The organism is Flavobacterium sp. BFFFF1, assembly GCF_002256285.1.
Taxonomy (GTDB): domain Bacteria; phylum Bacteroidota; class Bacteroidia; order Flavobacteriales; family Flavobacteriaceae; genus Flavobacterium.
Map to the genome: position 1 here is coordinate 1 of NZ_NKJE01000019.1, position 18090 is coordinate 18090.

Sequence of the window (18090 nt, forward strand, 5' to 3'; positions counted from 1 at the left end):
ATCATATCGTTGCCGAAAAATACGTTACCGGCTTCAATAAAGATTCCAAAATCCTGGGCTGGTCCATGACCAAAAGCATCACTGCCACGATGTTCGGGGTGCTGCAAAAACAAGGCAAAATGGACATTAATAAGCCGGCGCCCATCGCCGACTGGCAACAGGACAAACGCGCCAAAATCACGATTAACGATTTACTGCACATGAACAGCGGCCTGGAATGGGAAGAAAATTATGAGAAAATCTGCGACGCCACTCCCATGCTTTTCCAGGCTGAAGACATGGGAAAGGTACAGCTGGAAAAGCCAGCGATTTTTGAACCGAACGCCCATTGGAACTACTCCTCGGGAACTACGAATCTGCTGTCGCGTATTTTGCGAAACCAGTTCAAAACCCATCAAGAATACTTAGATTTCTGGTATGGTGCCTTTATTGATAAAATCGGAATGAACTCTATGATTGTCGAAAGCGATATGGCCGGTAATTTCGTCGGATCTTCGTATGGCTGGGCAACGACAAGGGACTGGGCGAAATTTGGTTTGCTTTACCTGCACAAAGGAAACTGGAACGGCGAACAGCTTTTTGACAAAAGCTGGGCCAAATATGTAGCCACGCCAACCCGTGATTCTCATGGCCGATATGGTGCGCATTTCTGGCTGAATGCCGGCGGGAAATATCCTGACGCGCCGAAGGATTTGTATTCCTGCAATGGATTTCAGGGGCAGATGATTTTTATCATTCCGTCAAAAGACCTGGTGATTGTCCGGATGGGTTTAACCGACGATAATACGTTTGATTTTAATAATTTCCTGAAAGGGATTTTGGGGAGTTTTACGACAAATCCCTAGCCCCGCCCCGAAGCGTCGGGAGCAGCGGGCATCCTTTTCCTGCTTCTTTAGCATGAAAAAGATACAGCATACAGCGGGATTAAACTCCTGAAAAAAAAATTACAAATCAAATCCCAGGTTTACGCCCAGCTTTGTCGCGATAATCTTGTTGATGCGCTGCTTCAGTTCCGGGATGCGGACACTTTCAATGACTTCATTCGAAAACGCATACATCAACAATGCCTTGGCTTCTTTCTTTGGGATGCCGCGCGCCTGCATGTAAAACATCGCGTTTTCGTCGAGCTGGCCAATCGTGCAGCCATGCGAACATTTTACATCATCGGCGAAAATCTCGAGTTGCGGTTTGGCGTTGATTGTTGCTTTGTCGCTCAGTAAAATGTTGTTGTTCTGCTGGAACGCATCGGTTTTCTGGGCTTCTTTCTCTACGAAAATCTTACCGTTAAAAACACCTGTCGCGCTGTCATTGAGGATGCATTTGTAATTCTGGTGGCTTTCACAATGCGGTGTCGCGTGGTTGACCAACGTATAATGATCGACCAGTTGCTTGCCGCCGATAATCGTAATGCCCTTTAATGTGCTGTCTATGCCTTCGCCGAAGTGGTAGAAATTCAGGTTATTTCGTGTAATGTTTCCGCCGAAAGAAAACGTATGGACAGCAACGCGCGTCGACCGTTGTTGTGAAATATAGGTATTGTCAATCAGGTTCGCCGACATCAGGTCGTTCTGGATCTTGTAATAATCGACATTGGCATTTGGTTCTGCGAAAATCTCCGTCACTGAATTTGTCAACACCGGATTCTCATACAAGCTTTGGTGCCTTTCGATGATTTGCACCTGCGCATTTTCGCCGACCACAATCAGGTTTCTCGGCTGAACCATTAACGCATTTTCTTTTCCTGTTGAAAAATAAATAATCTCAATCGGTTTTTCAACGACTTTGCTTTTAGGGATGTTGACATATGCGCCCTCGTTGGCGAAAGCCGTGTTCAACGATGTTAACGATTCCTCTCTATTGGCAATTTTATTGAAATATTTTTCGATAACTTCCTTGTATTTCGGCTTATTCAATGCTGATGACATCAAACAAACATCCAGTCCGTCATGGGTCGTGGATGACAAGAACGAGCTGAAAACGCCGTCTACAAAAATGACTTTATAAGTGTCGATTTCGTGCAGGAAATATTTTTTCACCTCACTGAATTCGATTGCATTTTCGCTTTTCGGGAAGACCGAGAAATCATTTTTCAGGATGGAATTCAGCGACGTATATTTCCAGGCTTCCTCTTTTTTGGTCGGGAAACCTTTGTGTTCAAAATTCTTAATGGCCGAAGTGCGGATGTCATGCAGCGCTGAATGCACATCAATCCTTTCTTCGAAGGCCATGAAGGACGATATGAGTTTTTCTTTTAGTTCCATTACGCCTCGATTTCCTGTTTAATCCAATCATACCCTTTTTCCTCGAGTTCGTACGCGAGTTCTTTTCCGCCTGATTTTACGATTTTTCCATCGTATAAAACGTGTACAAAATCAGGAACGATATAATCCAGAAGCCTTTGGTAGTGTGTAATTACAATCACAGCATTGTCGGCACTTTTTAATTTGTTCACCCCGTTGGCAACAATCCTTAATGCATCAATGTCCAGTCCTGAATCGGTTTCATCGAGTATCGCTAATTTTGGCTCCAACATCGCCATTTGGAAAATCTCGTTACGCTTCTTCTCTCCGCCGGAAAATCCTTCGTTTAAAGACCTGGACAAAAATTTGCGGTCGATTTCAAGCAATTCTGATTTCTCACGGATCAGTTTCAACATTTCATTCGCCGGCATTTCGTCTTTGCCGTTCGCTTTACGCGTTTCGTTGATGGCCGTTTTCATGAAATTGGTTACGGACACACCCGGAATTTCAACAGGATACTGAAACACACCTTTGTGCGCGCGCGCTTCCGGAGCCAATTCTGAAATATCTTCGCCATCGAGTAAAATCTGCCCGTCGGTTACTTCGTAATCTTCCTTTCCGGCAATGATTGATGCGAGCGTACTTTTCCCGGCGCCATTCGGCCCCATAATCGCATGCACCTCACCGGCATTGACGGTTAAATTAATTCCTTTTAATATGTCTTTGTCTTCTATTGAAGCTTGGAGGTTTTTGATTTGTAACATGGAAATTTGAAAATTTGAAAAATGAGAGAATTTGAAAATTATCCGACCGAGCCTTCTAATGAAATCTCAAGCAGTTTTTGCGCTTCAACGGCAAATTCCATTGGTAATTTATTGAGAACGTCTTTACTGAAACCATTCACAATCAGCGCGATGGCTTTTTCAGTAGGAATACCGCGCTGGTTGCAATAGAAAACCTGGTCTTCCCCGATTTTGCTGGTTGTAGCCTCGTGCTCTATTTTCGCTGTCGTATTTTTGCTTTCGATATATGGGAAAGTATGTGCGCCGCAGCTGTTACCCATCAATAAGGAATCACATTGTGAAAAGTTCCTGGCATTATCAGCACGTGCGCCAATCTGAACGAGTCCGCGATAGCTGTTCTGGGATTTTCCGGCAGATATTCCTTTGGAGATAATGGTCGATTTGGTGTTTTTACCAAGGTGAATCATCTTTGTACCTGTATCCGCCTGCTGGTAGTTGTTGGTTACCGCAATGGAATAAAATTCACCTACCGAATTGTCGCCTTTCAGCACGCAGGAAGGATATTTCCAGGTTACAGCAGAACCGGTCTCCACTTGCGTCCAGGAGATTTTGGCGTTTTTTTCACACAAGCCACGTTTGGTAACAAAGTTGAACACGCCGCCTTTACCTTCCTTGTTTCCGGGATACCAGTTTTGGACCGTAGAATATTTGATTTCGGCATCATCGAGTGCTATAAGTTCAACAACTGCAGCGTGCAATTGGTTTTCATCACGGCTTGGTGCGGTGCAGCCTTCAAGATAAGAAACATAACTTCCGGCATCAGCGATCACCAAAGTCCGCTCGAACTGTCCTGTTCCGGCCTGATTAATACGGAAATAGGTAGAAAGTTCCATCGGGCAGCGAACGCCTTTTGGAATATAACAGAAAGAACCGTCAGAAAAAACCGCCGAATTCAACGCGGCGTAAAAATTGTCTTTCTGCGGAACGATGGTGCCAAGATATTTTTGCACCAATTCCGGGTGTTCTTTAATCGCCTCCGAAATAGGGCAGAAAATAATGCCTTTTTCAGCTAAAGTCTTTTTGAATGTTGTCGCTACCGAAACCGAATCTACGACAATATCCATAGCGACATTGTTCATCATTTTCTGTTCGTCGATTGAAATCCCTAACTTTTTGTACATCGCCAGCAGTTCAGGATCAACGTCGTCAAGCGTTTTGGAAGGGTCGACTTGTTTTGGCGCGGAATAATATGAAATCGCCTGAAAATCCGGCTTTTCATAATGCACGTTTGCCCATGTTGGCTCCGTCATTTCAACCCAGGCACGGAAGGCCTCAATGCGCCAATCGGTCATCCATTGTGGTTCGTCTTTCTTTTTGGAAATGGCACGAACGATGTCTTCATTCAGCCCAATGGGAAACGTCTCGGATTCTAAGTCTGTGTAAAATCCGTATTCGTACTCTTTATTTTCGAGTTCAATTTTTAAATCGTCCTCTGTGTATTTTGACATATTTTAGTCGAAAGTTGAAAGTCAAAAGTCGAAAGTGGTGACCACTTTGTAATTTAACTTTCTGAATTATTAGTTAACATTTGCCAATCTTTTTGACTTTAGCTCCGTTCGGCTGCGTCGGGGATTTTCTTTATACGTTAGACTAGAGCGAAAACGATTCTCCGCAACCACAAGTCCTGCTGGCGTTTGGGTTATTGAAAACGAAACCTTTGCCATTCAATCCGCCTGAAAACTCTAGAACAGTTCCTGCCAGATAAAGAAACGACTTTTTCTCCACTGCGATGCGTACCTGGTTGTCTTCAAATACCTTATCCGTTTCACCAAGTTCCTTGTCAAATTTCAATTCATAAGACAAACCGCTGCAACCGCCGCTTTTCACGCCTACCCTGACATAATCTTTCGCCGCATCAAAACCATCGTCTTTCATCATCTCAACGATTTTTCTGCTGGCAGAGTCTGATACTTTTATCATCGCTAATTATATTTTGTCTAAATTAATGTGCAAAGATATTACATTTAAAACTTTTTGCCCTATCGGCTAACATTTTTATAACGAATACAAGCATAGAATTTGGTTATGCTTTCGCAATTGAAATATAGATTTACTAAATTGCGGGGGTCTTTTGAGACTTTAGAAAACTTTAAACTTTAAACCAAAATGAAGTTATATCCAATCGAAGCCGGAAATTTTAAACTTGATGGCGGCGCGATGTTTGGCGTAGTGCCAAAAACCATCTGGAACAAAACCAATCCAGCGGATACAAACAACCTGATAGATATTGCGGCGCGCTGTTTACTTATCGAAGACGGCGACCGTTTGATCCTGATTGACACCGGAATGGGCGAGAAGCAATCGGAGAAATTTTTTGGCTATTATTCGCTTTGGGGCACCCATTCATTAGACAAATCATTGGCGAAATATGGCTTCCATCGCGACGATATTACCGATGTTTTCATGACACACCTTCATTTTGACCATTGTGGCGGTAGTGTCCAATGGAATAAAGACCGGAGCGGCTATGAACCGGCTTTCAAAAATGCAAAGTTCTGGTCAAACGAAAACCACTGGCAATGGGCCACGAAACCAAATCCCCGGGAAAAGGCTTCGTTTTTACCTGAAAACATCTTGCCGATGCAGGAAAGCGGGCAGCTGCACTTCATTCAAAAGCCGGAAAATGATTTCGTAGCCGACTCGGAATTGGGGTTTGGGATATTTTTTGCGGATGGCCACACTGAAAAAATGATGCTTCCGCAGATAAAATACAACGGTATTACAATTTGCTTTCCAGCTGATTTGTTGCCTACTGCGGGGCACATTCCGCTTCCTTATGTAATGGGTTATGATACCCGGCCTTTAATGACCATGCCTGAAAAAGAAAAATTTCTGAAAACAGCCGCCGACAATCATTACTATCTATTTCTTGAACACGATGCCCATAACGAGATTATTACTGTTGAAAACACGGAAAAAGGCGTCCGGCTGAAAGAAGTTTTTAAATGCGATGATTTGCTGTAACCTATTTAGTTTGCACATGCTATTATAGCTGGTACGCTTGAAGACCTATTGATTTCCCCGAAAAGAAACAATTCCTGAAAACGCTTTTCTGAGGACGCGACCGCAGAGGCCTTGCGGGTCATCGTAAAACAACTAAACCTTCGCTAAAAGAAAGTTAATTGTTAATCGGAAATGCTATTCTTGAATTACTTTTGAGCCGTTTCAAAAAATTATTTTCCATATGAAAACATTGAAGTCATTCTGGCTTTTAGCCTTTTCGCTCGCGCTGGCACTACCTGCGTCAGCACAAACTCCGACAAAATACTTTGGTAAAAAAAGTCCGCTTGCTGAAACGGAGCTGCAAAGATGGAGCCATCTTGATCTCGTTAAAGATAGTGTGCCGGGAATGAGTGTTGACCGGGCTTACGCGCAACTTTTAAAAAATAAAAAAGGAAAGCCCGTAATTGTAGGCATCGTTGATTCAGGAGTCGATATCGAACACAACGACCTGAAAAATGTCATCTGGACAAACAAAAAGGAAATACCGGGAAACGGAATTGACGATGATAAAAATGGTTATGTCGATGATATCCATGGCTGGAATTTCCTTGGAAATGCCGTCAACGAGAATCTCGAAATGACCCGAATTGTACGTGCTGGTGACGATGGGTCTCAGACCTATAAAGATGCAAAAGCGGAATTGGATGGAAAAATAAAAAAGGCAAACGCGCTAAAACCTACCGCCGACATGCTTTATGCCGCCCACAAGATCGTGAGCGAATACCTGAAGAAAGACAATTACACGATTGACGACCTCAAAAGCATTCAGACTACAGACCCCGCGTTGAACAGAAGTATCAGAACAATGATTGGCATGGCGCGTCAGTCGGGACCTGGATTTGTTAGTGAGGTCACCGAATATAGAAAATACGTATATGACCAGCTTGACTATAACCTGAATACCAATTTCGACGGAAGAAAAGTAGTTGGAGATGACCCAAACAACATAAAAGAAAAGTCATATGGGAACAACATTGTTTATGGTCCCGACAAGGAAGAAGCACTGCACGGAACCCATGTTGCCGGCATTATCGCGCAGGAACGGGGCAATGGATTAGGCGGTGATGGCATTGCTAATAATGTTCAGATCATGGCAGTACGCGCGGTTCCTAATGGTGACGAATATGACAAAGACATCGCCCTTGCGATTCGCTACGCTGTTGACAACGGCGCGAAGGTGATCAACGGCAGTTTCGGAAAAAGCTATTCTCCGCACAAAGAATGGGTTTACGACGCGATAAGATATGCTGAGAAAAAAGATGTGCTGATTGTCCACGCCGCCGGAAATGATTCTGAAGACATCGATGTAGAAAGCAACTTTCCGAATGATTCTAAAGACAACAAAACCGAATATGCTGACAATGTCCTGACAATCGGGGCAATCGACGTAACCTATGGCGATAAACTTGTAGCTGACTTTTCGAATTACGGAAAGACAAACGTCGATGTGTTCGCACCTGGAGTTCAAATTTATGCGACCGTGCCAAACAACAAGTTCAAATTCGAACAGGGGACGTCAATGGCTGCTCCAAATGTTGCGGGAGTTGCAGCGCTAATCCGTTCTTACTACCCTGGACTCTCTGCGAAACAGGTAAAACACATCATCATGGATTCCGGAACAGCAATCGATGAGGACGTAAATGTTGGTACAGACGGGGATAAAAAGCCATTTTCTTCTTTGTCGAAATCCGGAAAGATCGTAAACGCATATAACGCGCTGATCATGGCAGCAAAATTATCAAAAGGAAAGGCTAAAAAGCTAAATGGCTAGACGGCAACTAATGTAACCATGAGGAAGCCTGCAAATATTTTTTATATATTGGCAGGCTTATTCGTTTTATCTAATTCGCAGCTAATGAAAAAAGAAATCATTTTCGCCATCTTATGGCTCACCGTAATTAATACCTACGCACAAAAAAATTCGGGCTACTGGCAACAGCACGTCAATTACAAGATGGACGTATTCATGGACGTTTCCAATTACAATTACAAAGGTTCGCAAAAACTGGTGTATACCAACAACTCGCCAGACACCCTAAAACGCGTATTTTTCCATTTGTATCCTAATGCTTTCCAACCGGGCAGCGAAATGGACGCACGCATTCAGAACATCAAGGACCCCGATGGCCGTATGGTGATCAAAACTAAGGTCGACGGCAACGAAATAAAAACGAGCCGCATTAAGAACCTGAAGTCGGATGAAATCGGATTTTTAAATGTGACTGATTTTAAACAGGATGGTAAAGCTGCCTCGGCAAAAACCGTCGGCACAATTCTCGAAGTCACACTGGCAAAGCCTATTCTACCCCATAAAAAGACAACATTTACCTTAAATTTTAACGGCCAGGTTCCGGTACAAATCAGGCGTTCCGGCCGCAATAATGCCGAAGGCGTCGAATTATCCATGTCGCAGTGGTATCCAAAAATCGCCGAATTTGACTTTGAAGGCTGGCATGCAGATCCTTACATTGCACGCGAGTTCCACGGCGTTTGGGGCGATTTTGACGTAAAAATCACCATCGATAAAAATTATATTTTAGGAGGAACGGGTTACCTTCAAAATCCAAATGAAATTGGTTATGGTTATGAAGAAAAAGGAAAAAAAATAAAAAGGCCAAATACCCCAACATTGACCTGGCATTTTAAAGCGCCAATGGTACATGATTTTACCTGGGCCGCCGATAAAGATTACATCCATGACATCGCGCAGGTCCCAAATGGCGCCACGATTCATTTTCTTTATAAAAACAATCCGAAAATCATCGAAAACTGGAAAAAACTACAGCCAGAAACGGTCAAAGTGATGGAGTTTTACAATGATTTTGTTGGGAAATACCCTTACAAACAATACGCTGTAATCCAGGGCGGCGACGGCGGGATGGAATATGCAATGTGTACCCTGATTTTAGGCGAAGGGAAATTCGACGGGCTATTAGGGGTCACCACACACGAACTCGGCCACTCCTGGTTTCAGCACATCCTCGCATCAAACGAAAGCAAGCATGGCTGGATGGACGAGGGATTCACATCGTTTATTGAAGACAGCGCGTTAAATATGCTGGCGGCTAAACCGGTTGACAATCCGTTCCTACCGTCATACAACAGCTATATCAACATGGCCAATTCAGGAAAAGAACAGCCGCAGTCAACCCACTCAGACCGATTTGACGAAAACCGTGTTTACAGCATCACCTCCTACAGCAAAGGCGAAGTATTTCTCGCGCAATTGGGATACCTTATTGGTAAGTCAAATCTCGAAAAAACGTTAAAAAAATATTTTGCGGATTTTAAATTTAAGCACCCCACTCCAAACGACATCAAACGCACTGCGGAGCGCGTATCAGGAGCCAATCTGGACTGGTATCTCACCGATTGGACAGCAACCACAAACACGATTGACTATGGTATAAAAGAGGTAAGGGACCTAAACGGATCTACTTCTATTTCCTTGGAAAGGATTGGCAGAATGCCTATGCCGATAGACCTCACTGTAACTTACATTGATGGAAGGACAGAGAATTTCTATATTCCGCTGCGAATGATGAGTTTTACGAAAGAAAATGAAACTCCTTTGGTTAAACGAACCACGCTGCCTGACTGGGCATGGGCCTATCCCACCTTTGAATTTGAAATCCCCGCCGCTAAAAACACTATAAAAAAGATTGAAATTGACCCTACCGGATTTATGGCCGACATCAAACGTGAAAACAATATTTATGAACTGAAGTAGACTTCATTCGTAGCCTAAAAAAAACTCCCAGTGCACATTGGGAGTTTTTTTCTTTAATGCCAGCGCATTAAAATATATAGTTATTCGCTTTTTCCGGCAGTTGTTTCTTCAACTCGCGAATAGTGCTTCCTTTTCCATATTCCAAAGATAACACATTGGTTTCCAATTATATTTTCACAATTCCAATCAATATTTATAGGATTTAACACCCGTTTTTGGTTTTACATTTCACATCAAAAGCTTATCAAAGAGAAATTTTGAAAAAACGAAGACCTTAAATCACTAGTTTTATTCGTTGTAACCAATACCATAATCATGCGCCATTTTGCTTTCCTGCTTTTATTCGTTCCCGCTACGCTTTTTTCCCAGATTTATAAGAATCCTAAGGCTTCCGAAGATGACCGTGCCAACGACCTGCTTTCGAGGATGACACTTGAAGAAAAAATCGATTACATCGGCGGTTACAAGGATTTCTACATCCGTGGCATGGCAAGATTTGGCCTTCCCGAAATTAAAATGACGGATGGACCAGTCGGAACACGAAATTACGGCCCAACTACCGCCTACCCTGCCTCCATTTTAGCCTCAGCAACCTGGGACACTACGTTGGCCTACCGTTTTGGCGAGGCGCTGGGAAAAGACGCCAGGGAACGCGGCGTACACATTCTACTGGCGCCCGGCGTGAATATTTACCGGTCGCCCATGAACGGCAGAAACTTCGAATACCTTGGCGAAGACCCATTCCTTTCCGGAAAGATGGCCTCCAACTATATTCAGGGCGTGCAAAGCCAGCACGTTGTGGCGACGGTTAAACATTTTGCAGCCAACAACCAGGAGTGGGACAGGAATAATGTGAGCTCTGACATGGATGAACGCACCTTACGTGAAATATACCTCCCTGCATTTAAGATGGCGGTTCAGGAAGGAAAAGCCGGTGCAGTGATGAACAGTTACAATCTTGTAAATGGCCAACATGCCACGCAGAACGGCCACCTGAACAATGACATCCTTAAAGGCGAGTGGCAATTTGATGGCATGCTGATGTCTGACTGGGTGGCCACATATGACGGTGTTGGCGCGGCGAGTGGTGGCCTGGACCTGGAAATGCCTTCAGGCGCGTTCATGAATAGGGAATCGCTTTTGCCTGCCATTAAGTCCGGAAAGATTCCGGAATCTGTTATTGATGATAAAGTCAGACGGATTTTAAGGATCATTTTCCGTTTTGGATTTTATGACAATGCCTATGTCGCGTCCGAAACAAAACCAAATGCTGAAAATGCACAGGTCACCCTGGATCTTGCCCGAAACGGAATCGTGTTGTTAAAAAACGACTCAGCCATACTTCCGCTGAAAAAAAGCATAAAAAGCATCGCTGTGATTGGTCCGAATGCAAAGCAATGTGTCGCCGGCGGTGGAAGTTCATACACCACGCCTTTTGAGTGCGTTTCATTGCTTGACGGCATCACAAAATATGACAAGTCTATCAGCGTAAAGTATTTTGCCGGGGCCGTCCCGCCGATGGAAGAGTACATCACACAGTCGCCTTTATTTATTAGTGCCGATTCTAAAACAAAAGGCTTAAAAGCAGAATATTTCCTAAACCAGAATCTGAGCGGCTTGCCTTTTCTGAAAAGGAATGAAGCCGAAATAAACCACAATTGGAGTGATGCCACAAAGGATGAAGGCATTCCCGCAGACCACTTTTCTGCGCGTTACACCGGTACTATCCGCCCGGAAAAAACCGCGGTCTATAAACTTGCAGTACGTGGAGATGACGGCTATAATCTTTTTGTCGATGGTAAAACAGTGATTGATATGTGGGCAGATCATGCGTCCACTTTGAAAACTGTCGAGCTGTCACTCGAAGCCGGAAAAACCTATGATGTCAAACTTGAGTATTACGAGAATGCCGGCGACGCACAAATTGAATTTGCCGTGTATCATGAAGTAATTGATTTCACTGAAGCTGAAAAAATGGCTGCTTCCGCAGATGTTGCTATCGTATCGGTTGGATTCGACAACAATTCTGAAGGCGAAGGATTTGACCGCAGTTTTGAGCTGCCGCCCTATCAGGAAGAATTAATTAATGTTGTTGCTAAGGCGAATCCGAATACCATCGTTGTGCTGAATGCTGGCGGAAATGTGTACATGCAAACCTGGCTGCCCCATGTAAAAGGACTGCTACATGCTTGGTTTCCGGGTCAGGAAGGCGGCACTGCGGTTGCAGAAATCCTTTTCGGCAAGACAAATCCGTCCGGGAAATTACCGGCAAGCTTTGAAAAAAAGTGGGAAGACAACCCAACGTATAACAACTATCATGATCCGGATGGTGATAAAAAGGTGTTTTACGGCGAAGGGCTGAACATTGGTTACCGTTATTTTGATCGGGCGGCGGTAAAACCGGAATTTCCGTTCGGATTCGGGCTTTCGTACACCACTTTTGCTTATTCTAACCTAAAGATAACGGGTTCAGGAACAACCTTTACGGTTACATTTAACATTAAGAATACCGGGGAAATCGCCGGAGCCGAATCAGCTCAGGTATATGTACACCAAAATGTGTCGCCGGTCGAACGTCCGTTTAAAGAACTGAAAGGTTTTGCAAAAGTGTTCCTGAAAGCCGGCGAAAGCAAAACCGTCTCTGTAACATTAGACGCAAACGCATTCTCTTATTTTAAAACCGAAAAAAATGCATTCGGGTATGACGCCGGAAAATTTAATGTCTTAGTCGGTGCCTCTTCCGAAGACATCAGGCTGGAAGAAACGATTCAGGTGAAATAAAACGCCTGAAACAAAAGCGTTGGTTTTGCGTTTTGGAATCAGTGTAAAAAAAGCAATAATTTCCTGTTTTAAAATCGGATTTTGTAGCTTTACAACCTGTAAAAAGACCCAAAATGAAATTATTGAAATCTTTCGCTGTCTGTTTATTTTTAGTGTTGGCAACCCAAAACACCGTCGCACAAACCTATCGGTTTAAGGCCACAAGTTTCAGCCTGGTTGAAAAAAACGAAGACGGTACCTGGGGAAAGTGGACCGAGCCTGAGGAATCAACCGTTGTCATCACGCTCGACGGAAAAAAAGACCGGATCGTTATTGGCTCCAAAGAGCTCCAGGTTTATAAAATCATGAGCTATGGTGAAAAAATCGTCAGCGGTGACGACGAAACGATTCCGTTAAACTGCATGATGCTGGATGGAAGGGCTTGTACGATTTTGATCATCACCCGAAAAAGTCAGGGAAACCGCAAGCAATTTTATGTCAATTTCGAAGACGTGAAATTCGTTTACAATGTGTATGTGAACTGATTAAAGCGGGACTGCAACTCCGAATTCTACATTCGCGGTATTGAATCCGGCGTTGGAACTCTGGAGCCCGGCATTTGAAATATGCCTCAAATTCGGCCGGAAATCCACACTGAATTTTTTAAATTTATAAGACATTCCCAGGGAGAACACGTCCGAGAAAGCGAAACCTTTGGAAAGCCTTTCCGTTTCTGTATCGGTAATCATCGGTCCGACGCTTCCCATGGCATACACATTGAATTTTGGTGTAACCTTGTAGCGCACCTGGAATCCCACGCCAAGCACATACTCGCGAATGTCTTTTAACTTCGTAAAAGCTTCCCTTTTTTCCTCAAAATCCGGCTCATCAGGTGTTACAAAATATAAATTTAACAGCTGGTGTGTGGCAAAATTGATTTCAGGCTGCAGTACAATCACATAGGTGAAATGTTTTGTTTCGCTCAATTGCCAATATAACTGCCCTTTGATATAATGATTAGTGTAAGTATAATCTGTGTTTTTAATTTCATCTCCGAATCCGTAATTTAATCCTACCTGCATCGGGTGTTTTTTATTTTCCTGTGAAAAAACGCTAACTGAAATAAAAATCGACAGCAATAAAAATCGAAATTGTTGATGCATATTATGGGTTTATTGGTGGTCCGGATAAAAGTACTTAAATTTTAAACACGATCGTAAACATGGTTTTGTAACTTTGAGCCATAAAAAATATTTCATGGATTTCAGCTATCCGAAGAAGGAAAAACTCAAAAGCAGGACGACGATAGATTTGCTGTTTTCGGAAGGGAAGTCGGTATCAAAATATCCGCTGCGGCTGGTATACATTCCGATAAATGCTGTTGATGGGAGTGAACCATTGTTTAGCGCCGGGGTATCGGTTGGCAAAAAATATTTTAAAAAAGCGGTAGACCGCAATTACTACAAACGCGTTTTGAGGGAAACATATCGTTTAAACAAACACATCCTTACTGAAAACCTGAAAACTCCTTATGCTTTTATGCTTTTTTACCAGACGAAGGACAAGCTCGATTACCATCAGATCAATGTGAAGATGGTTCAATTGCTGGAAAAATTCCACGCGCAGGTAGATCCCGGCACTCAAAATTCTCAGACGTAATAATACCGTCTCTTTTTCGTTATTAAATACCTCAAATTAATGGCACCTGCCTCTTTTATTTGGTGTTTTATTACTATTTTAGTCGCCCCTGATCTTCTTCCGGAAGACTTTTGGATAACAATTAACTTGCTTACATAAAATGCGTAAATATTTTAAAAGAAAATATGTCCTCACGGTTGTTGCAGCTGGATTTCTTTACATTGGCGCGAGTTTCAAAGATGACTTTTTTGAAATTGCAAAACAGATAGAAATTTTTACTGAGGTTTTCAAAACAGTCAACATGAATTATGTTGATGAGACCAACCCTGGTGAAATGATGGATAAAGCCATCAAAACCATGCTTGCCGACCTCGATCCGTACACCAATTATTTTAATGAGCAGGATGTGCTTAAATTTAAGATCAACAGCACGGGCGAATATACGGGCATTGGCGCCATCATAACAAGAAAAAATGGCCACGTCATTATTAAAGAACCTTACAAAGGTTATCCCGCTGACAAAGCCGGATTAAAGGCAGGAGACGAAATTGTGCAGATTGGTGACATCATGCTCGCCGATTACAAGGATGATGCATCACAGTTGCTAAAGGGCAGTAAGAATGCGAAATTCGATATCAAATTTAAACGACAGGGAAAAATCAATTCAACGCAATTGGTGCTTGATGAAGTCGACATCAAAGCGGTACCTTATTTCGGAAAAATAGATGACAAAACCGGCTATATTGTGCTTTCACAATTCAATAAGAAAGCATCATACGAAACCAAAGAAGCCCTCGAACAGCTGAAGCGCGATGGTGCACAGCGGATTGTGTTGGATTTAAGAGGCAACCCTGGAGGACTGTTGGGCGAAGCCGTGAACATCTGCAATTTATTTGTGCCTAAAAACGAAGTGATCGTCACGACAAAATCGAAAGTTGAGAAACACAACAACATCTACAAGACTTCGAAAGACCCGGTAGATCTTGACATTCCTTTGGTCGTCATTGTTGACGGTAAAAGCGCGTCGGCATCTGAAATCGTTTCCGGCGCTTTGCAGGATCTTGACCGCGCAGTGATTATTGGCAGCAGGAGTTTTGGAAAAGGACTCGTACAAAGGCCTATTGACCTCACCTACGGCACCCAGGTGAAAGTAACGATTTCCCGTTATTACACGCCTTCCGGCAGGTGTATCCAGGCTTTGGATTACAGCCATAAGGATGCTGACGGCAAAGCCATCCGTACCGATGCTTCCAAATACAACGCTTTTAAGACCCGGAAAGGCAGGACGGTTTATGACGGAGGCGGAATCCAGCCTGACGTTGAGCTTGACGAAACCAAACTCAGCGCCATTACACAGGCATTGCAGAAGAATGATGCGATTTTCGACTATGTTACCGCGTATTACTATAAAAACCCAAATCCCGGCGATAAAATCCCGACGCTTACGGATAGTGACTATGCCGATTTTAAACAATTTCTGAAAGCTCAGAAAATCACCTATGAAACTGAGACTGAAATTGCACTGAAAAAGACCCTGGAAGCAGCAAAGAAGGAAAAGCTTGATGAGAGCATTACCGCAGAATACCAACAATTGCTGGCCTCGTTACAGAAATCAGAAGACGCACAACTGACACTTTACCAGAAAGAAATCAGGAAACTTATCCTTGACGAAATCATTATGCGCTACCAGTACAAAGAAGGTTTGTACCAATATTACACCAAAAATAATTCCGAAATAAAGAAAGCAGTAGCCCTTTTGGACAACACATCGGAGTATAATAAAATACTGAAAAAATAATGCTGAAGGTTTTAAGGTTGCTTCCGTTTTTTATTTTCGCTACAATCCATGCCCAGGAAGAAGTTGTCCAGTCTGTTTATTTTCAGAGCAGCAAATACAATTTAAATGAAAAGCAGGCCAAAGAAGTGGTGGATTTCATCAAAAAAACCGATTCGACACGCATCGAATCCGTTCAGATTTTCGGTTATACCGACGATTTAGGTAAGGAATCTTACAACAGGAAACTCTCGACAAACAGAGCCAATACGATTAGGGATAAGCTTATTGAGCAAGGCATCAAAAATAAGATTATTGTAACAATAGAAGGCAAAGGCCGCATCCTTATCGATGATGATATTGTCGATAATTTACCGGAAGTGCGCTCTAAAAACCGGCGCGTCGATGTCGTTTTAAACCTTAAACCGTTGCCGGCAATAGAACTTCCGGGTTTCTTTACGACCATCCAGAAAAAACACGTCATCGGAGATCATATTTATCTGGAGAACCTACTGTTCGAACGCGGCAGCAGCAAGCTTACGTTTAAATCGAAAACCGACCTTGATAAATTGGCAAAGTTACTATTGAAGTACAAGAATCTGGAATTTGAGATTCAAGGGCACGTTTGCTGTACACCACCCTACCAAAAAGAAGCGATCGACCGTGATACTAAGAAACGGCAGCTTTCCCAAAATCGTGCAGAAAGCGTCTATAAGTACCTAATTTTGAAGAAAATTGCCAAAACACGGATGACTTTCAAGGGGTATGGAAATACCGTTCCACTCGGTAAAGGCCAGGAATATGACCGTCGGGTTGAATTGGTAATCACCAAAATCTGATGCGCGCCGCCACGCTCTTACTGTTATTTATTTTCATGACGTCTTCTGCGCAGGAGCAGGCTGAATTATCGGTTTACTTTGATTCGGGCAGCCATTCCCTGTCGCTTCAGGAAAGTGAAAAGATAAAATCCTTTTTTACCTCAGACACAATTTCCATCAACAATATCGCTGTAAGTGGGTATTGTGATGACATCGGGAACGGGGCAGACAATCTTTTGTTATCAGAAAAACGGGCAGCAACAGTGTCAGAATATATTTTGTCATTGACCGATAGCGCAGGGCTTGAGCAATCCGGTAAAGGAGAGTTGCCTTTAACGCCATCCGCAAACGCCGATCACCAACGTGAACTCCATCGAAAAACAGTAATAAATGTTTCTTACTCAATAAAACCCAAAACAGCTGTCGTTGTTTCACCGCCAAAAGATGAAGTTGACCACTATATTGGGTATAAGGAATTAACCGAACCATTGGCCGAGGGTGATAAATTAATCCTTCGGCGGTTACAATTTATCAGTAGCACGACGACATTTGAATCACCAGAAATTGCTGAGTCCGAATTGAACGAATTCGTGGACTATCTAAAAAGAAACCCACAGACACGTTTCGAAATTCAGGGCCACGTTTGCTGCATTACAAAATCATTTTTTGACGCCCGTGATATTTACACCGGCAAAAACAACCTTTCAGCAGCAAGGGCGAAAAGGATTTATGACTATTTTATCGAAAAAGGGATTGCTGCATCAAGAATGACCTATCAGGGATTTGGGCGGAAATTCCCGAGGGAAGGCGTGCAGGAACGGATGAATAAAAGGGTTGAAATAATCATCACACAAATCTAGCCGCGGACCATCCGGATATGCGGAATATCATCTTCAAGATACACGTCGCTAATGGCCCTGAAACCGTTGTTCTCATAAAATCTTTGCAGATATAACTGCGCAGAAATCATGATCTTATTGTCGCTGAAGTATTTCGAAATTCCAGCGATGGATGCTTCCATTAATGGATAACCCCATTTCCGATCGCGGTATTCCTGGTCAATTACGACTCTTCCTATCGATGCCCATTCAAAATAGTCTCCCGCTTTAAACAAACGCGAATGCGCGACAATTTTCCCATTGTACGCACCAATTACATGGAGTGCCTTTTGGTCTTTGTTATCAAGGTCCTGGTAAATACAATTTTGTTCGATAATGAAAACCGACTCCCGAAGGCGAAGCAATTGGTAAAGTTCGGACACGGAGAGTGTATCAAACGCCTTAATGGTGAATTGTAAATCCATACTTTTTATTTTTCGCATAAA

General features: G+C 43.1%; 16 protein-coding genes. 10 read left to right on the plus strand and 6 right to left on the minus strand.

What is annotated here, in order from left to right; genetic code table 11:
- Positions 1–845 (plus strand): serine hydrolase (locus tag CFE23_RS11870; RefSeq protein ID WP_291088289.1); only part of this gene is annotated, 845 nt, incomplete at its 5' end.
- Positions 846–944: 99 nt separating this feature from the next.
- Here the strand turns inward: CFE23_RS11870 and sufD are convergent.
- The 4 genes from sufD to CFE23_RS11890 all read right to left on the minus strand — a co-directional run bounded on the left by sufD (position 945) and on the right by CFE23_RS11890 (position 4963).
- Positions 945–2261 carry a Fe-S cluster assembly protein SufD gene (sufD, locus tag CFE23_RS11875; protein WP_291088291.1) on the minus strand — a complete coding sequence of 439 codons (1317 nt, stop codon included), beginning with the start codon at positions 2259–2261 and terminating at the stop codon, positions 945–947.
- Positions 2261–3004, minus strand: coding sequence for a Fe-S cluster assembly ATPase SufC (gene sufC / locus CFE23_RS11880; RefSeq protein ID WP_291088293.1), 744 nt, complete (start codon positions 3002–3004; stop codon positions 2261–2263). The genes sufD and sufC overlap by 1 nt, the downstream gene beginning before the upstream one ends.
- 38 nt (positions 3005–3042) lie before the next feature.
- The gene (sufB, locus tag CFE23_RS11885) at positions 3043–4491 is read right to left on the minus strand and encodes a Fe-S cluster assembly protein SufB (RefSeq protein WP_291088295.1); all 1449 of its coding nucleotides are present in this window, start codon (positions 4489–4491) and stop codon (positions 3043–3045) included.
- Between the two features lie 142 nt (positions 4492–4633).
- Positions 4634–4963 carry an iron-sulfur cluster assembly accessory protein gene (locus tag CFE23_RS11890; RefSeq protein WP_291088297.1) on the minus strand — a complete coding sequence of 110 codons (330 nt, stop codon included), beginning with the start codon at positions 4961–4963 and terminating at the stop codon, positions 4634–4636.
- A gap of 186 nt (positions 4964–5149) precedes the next feature.
- Here CFE23_RS11890 and CFE23_RS11895 point away from each other — a divergent pair, with 186 nt between their 5' ends.
- The 5 genes from CFE23_RS11895 (at position 5150) to CFE23_RS11915 (ending at position 13081) form a co-directional block, all read left to right on the plus strand.
- Entirely contained in the window at positions 5150–6007 is an 858-nt protein-coding gene (locus CFE23_RS11895; RefSeq protein WP_291088299.1) for an MBL fold metallo-hydrolase, read from the plus strand.
- A gap of 220 nt (positions 6008–6227) precedes the next feature.
- Entirely contained in the window at positions 6228–7817 is a 1590-nt protein-coding gene (locus CFE23_RS11900; protein ID WP_291088301.1) for a S8 family peptidase, read from the plus strand.
- 84 nt (positions 7818–7901) lie between these two features.
- Positions 7902–9776 carry a M1 family metallopeptidase gene (locus tag CFE23_RS11905; RefSeq protein ID WP_291088303.1) on the plus strand — a complete coding sequence of 625 codons (1875 nt, stop codon included), beginning with the start codon at positions 7902–7904 and terminating at the stop codon, positions 9774–9776.
- Positions 9777–10091: 315 nt separating this feature from the next.
- On the plus strand, positions 10092–12557 hold the full coding sequence (locus CFE23_RS11910) for a glycoside hydrolase family 3 protein (RefSeq protein ID WP_291088305.1): 2466 nt from the start codon (positions 10092–10094) through the stop codon (positions 12555–12557).
- Positions 12558–12670: 113 nt separating this feature from the next.
- The gene (locus tag CFE23_RS11915) at positions 12671–13081 is read left to right on the plus strand and encodes a hypothetical protein (protein ID WP_291088307.1); all 411 of its coding nucleotides are present in this window, start codon (positions 12671–12673) and stop codon (positions 13079–13081) included.
- Here the strand turns inward: CFE23_RS11915 and CFE23_RS11920 are convergent, their stop codons facing one another.
- Entirely contained in the window at positions 13082–13618 is a 537-nt protein-coding gene (locus tag CFE23_RS11920) for an acyloxyacyl hydrolase (protein ID WP_291088309.1), read from the minus strand.
- A 175-nt stretch (positions 13619–13793) separates the two neighbouring features.
- Between CFE23_RS11920 and CFE23_RS11925 the strand changes: the two genes are divergently transcribed.
- The 4 genes from CFE23_RS11925 to CFE23_RS11940 all read left to right on the plus strand — a co-directional run bounded on the left by CFE23_RS11925 (position 13794) and on the right by CFE23_RS11940 (position 17626).
- Positions 13794–14195 (plus strand): ribonuclease P protein component, encoded by a 402-nt coding sequence (locus CFE23_RS11925; protein ID WP_291088311.1) that lies wholly within the window; start codon positions 13794–13796, stop codon positions 14193–14195.
- A 139-nt stretch (positions 14196–14334) separates the two neighbouring features.
- Positions 14335–15972 carry a S41 family peptidase gene (locus tag CFE23_RS11930; RefSeq protein ID WP_291088313.1) on the plus strand — a complete coding sequence of 546 codons (1638 nt, stop codon included), beginning with the start codon at positions 14335–14337 and terminating at the stop codon, positions 15970–15972.
- The gene (locus tag CFE23_RS11935) at positions 15972–16787 is read left to right on the plus strand and encodes an OmpA family protein (protein ID WP_291088315.1); all 816 of its coding nucleotides are present in this window, start codon (positions 15972–15974) and stop codon (positions 16785–16787) included. The genes CFE23_RS11930 and CFE23_RS11935 overlap by 1 nt, the downstream gene beginning before the upstream one ends.
- Positions 16787–17626, plus strand: coding sequence for an OmpA family protein (locus CFE23_RS11940; protein ID WP_291088317.1), 840 nt, complete (start codon positions 16787–16789; stop codon positions 17624–17626). Before CFE23_RS11935 ends, CFE23_RS11940 begins: the two co-directional genes overlap by 1 nt.
- Here the strand turns inward: CFE23_RS11940 and CFE23_RS11945 are convergent.
- Positions 17623–18069: a GNAT family N-acetyltransferase gene (locus tag CFE23_RS11945; RefSeq protein ID WP_291088319.1), complete on the minus strand. Its 447-nt coding sequence runs from the start codon at positions 18067–18069 to the stop codon at positions 17623–17625. The genes CFE23_RS11940 and CFE23_RS11945 overlap by 4 nt on opposite strands.
- Between the last annotated feature and the right edge of the window lie 21 nt (positions 18070–18090).